Below are 6,146 nucleotides of genomic sequence, written 5' to 3'. Positions count from 1 at the left end.
CAAGCGGGTCCGAGCCCTCACCTCGATGGTCCTGGGCGGGGAACGCGGACTCTACGGCCGACTCACCGCCCTGGACAACCTGCACTTCTTCGCCATGCTCTCCGGCCTGTCCCGGGCCGAGGTCAAGCAGTCCGCGCTGCCGGCCCTGGAGGCTGTGGGCCTCGGCGAGGCGGCTGGGGTACGCGTGGAGACGTTCTCCCGCGGAATGCGGCAACGGCTGCACCTGGCGATCGGCCTGATCGGCAGCCCCAAACTCCTCCTGCTGGACGAACCGACGGCAGGCCTGGACCCACCGGAGGCGGAGCGACTGCGTCAGTCTGTCGCGAAGCTCCGCTCCGAGGGCGTCTCCATCCTGCTGACCAGCCACCAACTGCTGGATATCGAGCGGCTGGCCAACCGGGTCGTCCTGCTGCAGGGCGGCCGGATCACCCACGACCTGACGCTGCCGGAGTTCCTGCGCCAGGCCAGTTCCGTGGCGACCCTGGCCATCAGCGGCACTGGCACGGTCCCGAGCGCGATGACCGAGCACCCTGCGGTACGCCAGGGCCAGACCCGGCTAACCGCCGCGGAGAACTCCTGGACCCTGGAGCTGCCCGTGGAACGCTGGACTCAGGAGCTGCTGCACTCGGTGGAGCAACTCGTGGGCCTGGCCGGGACCGCCGACGTGCAGGTCCGCCCGGTCGGACTCGAGGACGTCTTCCAGCTGCTGACCGAGTCCGCCGGTTCCGAGCCCCGGACGGGCTCGCGATGAGCGCCGCGGCTCGAGCCCTGCGCTATCTGGAGGTCGTGCTGGCCGCCGCGCGGCTCCAGATCACCGGCATGAGGGGAAGCCCCTTCCCCATCCTGCTCGGAGTGGTGCAGCCGGCGGCCTACCTCGTCATCACCATGCACGGCCGGGCCCTGACGCCCGAGGCCGCCACCACCGACATGCTCGGCACCGCGATGATGACGCTGTGGGGCAGCACGATCTGGTCGGCCGGCGGCATCCTGCGGCGCGAACGCGCGCAGGGCACGATGCCGCAGCTGATCCGCAGCTGGTGCGACGCACGCGTGGTGCTGTTCGGCAAGTGCCTCGGCGCGGTGGCCGTCTCCGGAACGGCCATCAGCGTCACCACCACGGTGATGATGCTGGCCCTGGGGACGCCGGTGCACGTCGACCGCCCGCTGCTCTTCGTCGCCCTCGCGGTGCTGGCGGCACTGAGCACCGTCGGACTGGCCATGCTGCTCGGCTCTCTGTTCATCCTGACCCGGGCCGCGGTGCGCATCTCGGAGGCGCTCATGTACCCGGTGGTGCTGGCCGGTGGTCTGCTCATCCCCCTGACGCTGATGCCGAGTTGGTTGCGCTGGCCGTCCTGGTTCATCAGCCTGCACTGGGCGCAGGTACTCACCAGCGAGTGTGCGCTGGGCCGTTCGGTCCAACCGGGGCAGGTGGCGGCACTGGCAGCGCTCGGCGTGCTCTACGCCGCGGCCGGAGTCGCGGTCTTCGGACGCGCGGTCGATCTCGGACGGAGGCGGGGCACCCTTGAGTTCTTCTGACATGGTGTGGCGGGCCCGTCTGGTCTGCCGACTGTCCCTGAGCGACTTCCTGGTCGTCTACCCGGTCCGGGTCTTCCTCTCCAGCATGCTTCCGCAGGCCCTGATGCAGGTCCTGTTCCTCGTCCTGCTCGGGAGGATGCTGCACCTGGGCGACGACACCTTCCTGATGACCGGCGCCCTGGCGCAGGTCATGGTCGGCGAGACGGTCATCGCGGTCGCGGACGTCCTGGTCGACGACAAGGACTCCGGCACGATGCCGAGCCTGCGCCGGGGCGTCATGCCCGTCGGCCTGGTGGCGGCGCTACGGGCCTGGGTGCACGGCGCACACGGTCTCGTCCTGCTGGTGTGCTGTCTGCTGGTGGACTCGCTCCTGCTCGGCTCCCCCGGTCTGATCCTGCGCGTGCTGCCGCTCCTCCCGCTCTACGTCCTGATGGCGCTGTCCAGTCTGGGCCTGGGTCTGGCCGGCGCGGCGGTCGCCACCGGACGGCGCTCCGACGTCCTGGTCGGCAACCTCCTGAACACAGTGATCATGCTGGGTTCGGGTGTCCTGGTGTCGCTGGGCCACCCCGGTGGCTGGCTCAGGGCCCTGACCGAGCTCCTCCCGATCGCCCACGGCCTCCCCGCAGTACGGGAGTTCATCGCGGGGCGGAGCGACTTCCGCGACGTCGGCTGGGAGTTCGTGGTGGCCCTCGGCTGGTTCGGCGTCATGACGGCCGTCCTGCGGGTCCAGAGTGTCCGGGCTCGCCGCACCGGTTTCGACGAGTTCGCCTGAGGGGCACGGTATGACGACAGCAACCGGCGGTTGCACTTTCACACTCTCGCAGCTGGAGGCGCTGGAGGCGGAGTCGGTGCACATTTTCCGCGAGGTGGCGGGGGAGTTCGAGCGTCCGGTGATCCTGTTCTCCGGTGGCAAGGACTCCATCGTGATGCTGCACCTGGCGCTGAAGGCATTCTGGCCCGCGCCGGTGCCGTTCTCGCTGCTGCACGTCGACACCGGGCACAACTTCCCCGAGGTCATCGAGTACCGCGACCGCACCGTCGCCCGGCACAACCTGCGCCTGCACGTGGCGCACGTGCAGGACTTCATCGACGACGGCCGGCTGCGCGAGCGCCCGGACGGCACCCGCAACCCGCTGCAGACCGTCCCGCTGCTGGACGCCATCGAGTCGAACAGGTTCGACGCCGTCTTCGGCGGCGGTCGCCGCGACGAGGAGAAGGCCCGCGCCAAGGAGCGGGTGTTCTCGCTGCGCGACGAGTTCGGCGCCTGGGACCCGCGCCGCCAGCGCCCCGAGCTGTGGTCGCTCTACAACGGCAAGCACACGCCCGGCGAGCACGTACGGGTCTTCCCGCTCTCCAACTGGACCGAGCTGGACGTCTGGCAGTACATCGAGCGCGAGAACATGGAGCTCCCGGAGATCTACTACGCCCACGAGCGCGACGTCTTCGCCCGCGACGGCATGTGGCTCACCGCCGGCGCCTGGGGCGGCCCCAAGGAGGGCGAGAGCGTCCAGCGGCGACTGATCCGCTACCGCACGGTCGGCGACATGTCCTGCACCGGCGCCGTCGACTCCCACGCCGCCACCATCGCCGACGTCATCACCGAGATCGCCGCCAGCCGCCTCACCGAACGCGGCGCCACGAGGGCCGACGACAAGCTCTCCGAAGCCGCCATGGAAGACCGCAAGCGCGAGGGGTACTTCTAACATGACCACCACCACGGTCCACACCGGACCCGCCTCGCTGCTGCGCTTCGCCACCGCCGGATCCGTCGACGACGGCAAGTCCACCCTCGTCGGCCGCCTGCTCCACGACTCCAAGTCGGTCCTCGCCGACCAGCTGGAGGCCGTCGAACGCGCCTCCCAAAGCCGCGGCCAGAACGCACCCGACCTCGCCCTGCTCACCGACGGCCTGCGCGCCGAACGCGAACAGGGCATCACCATCGACGTCGCCTACCGCTACTTCGCCACCCCCCGGCGCCGGTTCATCCTCGCCGACACCCCCGGCCACGTGCAGTACACCCGCAACATGGTCACCGGCGCCTCCACCGCCGAACTCGCCGTCGTCCTCGTCGACGCCCGCAACGGCGTCGTCGAACAGACCCGCCGCCACGCCGCCGTCGCCGCCCTGCTCCGCGTCCCCCACGTCGTACTCGCCGTCAACAAGATGGATCTGGTCGACTACGCCGAGCCGGTATTCGCCGCCATTGCCGAGGAATTCACCGTGTACGCCTCGGAGTTGGGCGTTCCTGAGATCACCGCGATCCCGATCTCCGCGCTCGCCGGCGACAACGTGGTGGAGCCCTCCGCGCAGATGGACTGGTACGGCGGCCCCACCGTGCTTGAGCACCTGGAGACCGTCCCCGTCAGCCACGACCTGACCGCCTGCCCGGCCCGCTTTCCCGTGCAGTACGTGATCCGCCCGCAGACCGCCGACCACCCCGACTACCGCGGCTACGCGGGCCAGTTGGCCTCCGGTGTGCTGCGTGTCGGCGACCCGGTCACCGTACTGCCCTCCGGTCGCACCAGCACCGTCGCAGCCCTGGACCTGCTCGGCGAGCCCGTCGACATCGCCTGGGCACCGCAGTCGGTGACGGTGCTGCTCGCCGACGACGTGGACGTCTCACGCGGCGACCTCATCGCCACCGACCCGCTTCCGGCGCTCACCCGCGATGTCGAAGCTGCCGTCTGTCACCTCCACGAACGCCCGCTGCTCCCCGGTGCCAAGGTGCTCCTCAAACACACCACCCGCACGGTGCGGGCCCTGGTGGTGGAGGTCTCCCACCGAATCGACACCGACACCCTCGCCGCCGAGCTCGCCCCCGACGGCCTCGTCATCAACGACATCGGCCGCGTCGTCCTGCGCACCGCCGAGCCACTGGCTCTGGACCACTACTCCGACAACCGCCGTACCGGGTCATTGCTTCTGATCGATCCGGCCGACGGCACCACCCTCACCGCCGGCATGGCGGGCGAGGCACGCCGGCTCTTCCGAGGTGACCGCACCGATGCCTGAGACGCCCCGCATCGCCGTGGTCGGCGCCGGAGCCGCCGGCACCCTCACCGCAGCACAGCTTCTCCGCAGGGCGGCCGCGCTCCAGGCCGAACTGGAGGTGTGGCTGATCGACCCGGGTGTCACCGGTCGAGGCGTTGCCTACGCCTCAAGTGCCGCGCACCATCTGCTCAACGTCCCCGCCGGCCGAATGAGCGCGCACCACGACGCACCGGACCACTTCGTCCGCTGGCTGACCCGACGCGCCCCCGGCGTGCATGCCGGCGACGATCACGTCCCCCGGGCCCTCTACGGCGAGTACCTCGCCGACGTGCTGGCCGCTGCGGCGTCCGGGCCCGGCCCCGGACGCCTGCACCGGGTCCACGAACGGGCGGTGGGCGTACGCCGGACCGACCACGGCGTGACTCTCGTCCTCGGCTCCGACGAACCGGTGCCGGCGGATGCGGCCGTCCTCGCTCTGGGCAACTTTCCCCCCGGTTCGGGCTGGGCGCCGCCCGCCCTGCACCGCTCCTCCCGGTACCTGCCCGCCCCTTGGGCCCCGGGCGCCCTCGAATGCCTGCCGGACCACGGCGACGTCCTCCTCGTCGGGACCGGACTGACCATGGTCGATGTCGCACTCACCCTCAGTCGCGCGGGCCGTGCAGTCCGGGCGATCTCCCGGCACGGCCTGTTGCCCCAGCCGCACGCCGAATCGCCGCTACCCGTGGCTCCCCCGCCCTCCTTCGACTCGGGCGCGGACATCCAGCAGATCCGCCGCAGCCTGCTGAGCCACGTTTCGGCCTGTCGCCGCACGTACGGCGACTGGCGGGTGGGAATCGACAGCCTCCGCCCGGTCACCGCCGAACTGTGGCAGCACCTCTCCCCGTCCGCTCGGGCCCACTTCCTCCACCACGACCAGGCGTTGTGGAACAGCCACCGCCACCGCATCCCGCCGACCATTGCCCGGGCCCTGCAGGGCGAAATCGACGCGGGCCGGATACAGGTCGGCCCGGGCGAGATCGCCGACGCCGCTGCGACTCAGGACTCCGTCCTGGTACGTCTGCGCGACGGCCGCACGCTGAGCGTCGGCGCCGTCGTCAACTGCACCGGGCCTCAAGCAGATGTACGCCGCGTGGACGATCCGCTCGTCGCCGGCCTCCTCGCCACCGGCCTCGCTGCCCCCGATCCCACCGGCCTCGGCTTTCACACCACCCCCAACGGCCGCCTGCTCCCCGCCGATGGCACCGCCTCGGCCGTCCTCTGGACCCTCGGCTCGCTGCGCCGGGGCGCCTTGTTCGAATCCGCCGCCATTCCCGAGATCCGCGCCCAGGCTCACGCCCTCGCCGCCGATCTCCTCGGCTCCAAGAACGCTGGGCGGCGAGGCGGAAGTCCTGGACTCCACATGTCCCTGTCGCCCGGCCCCGGCGTGCCCGTGCACAACGGCCCACTGCACAGCTCCGCCTTCACCCTGCCCAGTCCGGCGGAACATCGATCAGCTGTCGACGAACCGCCTGACGGCTGCCCGACGGCAGGGAGAAATGTGCGCCCGGCAGTGCAACCAGGAGCATGAGGTGGCCGGGGGGCGGATCGGCGGAATCGGTCACGGTCGCCCGGCTGGTGTC

The 6,146-nt window shown here is 70.9% G+C and carries 6 protein-coding genes; all 6 read left to right on the top strand.

Going from position 1 to position 6,146, the window contains the following annotated elements:
• On the top strand, positions 1–751 hold a 751-nt coding region (locus tag P3T39_RS26610; RefSeq protein WP_280701487.1), incomplete at its 5' end, for an ABC transporter ATP-binding protein.
• A complete protein-coding gene (locus tag P3T39_RS26605) occupies positions 748–1,536 on the top strand; it encodes an ABC transporter permease (protein WP_280701486.1) in 789 nt (262 codons plus the stop codon). The genes P3T39_RS26610 and P3T39_RS26605, both read left to right, overlap by 4 nt.
• Positions 1,523–2,308, top strand: a complete 786-nt coding sequence (locus tag P3T39_RS26600) for an ABC transporter permease (RefSeq protein WP_280701485.1) — start codon at positions 1,523–1,525, stop codon at positions 2,306–2,308. Before P3T39_RS26605 ends, P3T39_RS26600 begins: the two co-directional genes overlap by 14 nt.
• A 10-nt stretch (positions 2,309–2,318) precedes the next feature.
• Positions 2,319–3,239 (top strand): sulfate adenylyltransferase subunit CysD, encoded by a 921-nt coding sequence (cysD, locus tag P3T39_RS26595; RefSeq protein ID WP_280701484.1) that lies wholly within the window; start codon positions 2,319–2,321, stop codon positions 3,237–3,239.
• A 1-nt stretch (position 3,240) separates the two neighbouring features.
• A complete protein-coding gene (locus P3T39_RS26590) occupies positions 3,241–4,548 on the top strand; it encodes a GTP-binding protein (RefSeq protein ID WP_280701483.1) in 1,308 nt (435 codons plus the stop codon).
• On the top strand, positions 4,541–6,094 hold the full coding sequence (locus P3T39_RS26585) for an FAD/NAD(P)-binding protein (RefSeq protein WP_280701482.1): 1,554 nt from the start codon (positions 4,541–4,543) through the stop codon (positions 6,092–6,094). Before P3T39_RS26590 ends, P3T39_RS26585 begins: the two co-directional genes overlap by 8 nt.
• Positions 6,095–6,146 lie beyond the last annotated feature (52 nt).

Origin of the sequence: Kitasatospora sp. GP82 (assembly GCF_029892105.1) — a bacterium.
GTDB lineage: Bacteria > Actinomycetota > Actinomycetes > Streptomycetales > Streptomycetaceae > Kitasatospora.
Note: the sequence above shows the minus strand (reverse complement) of the source record. Positions and strands in the feature narration are given on the sequence as shown.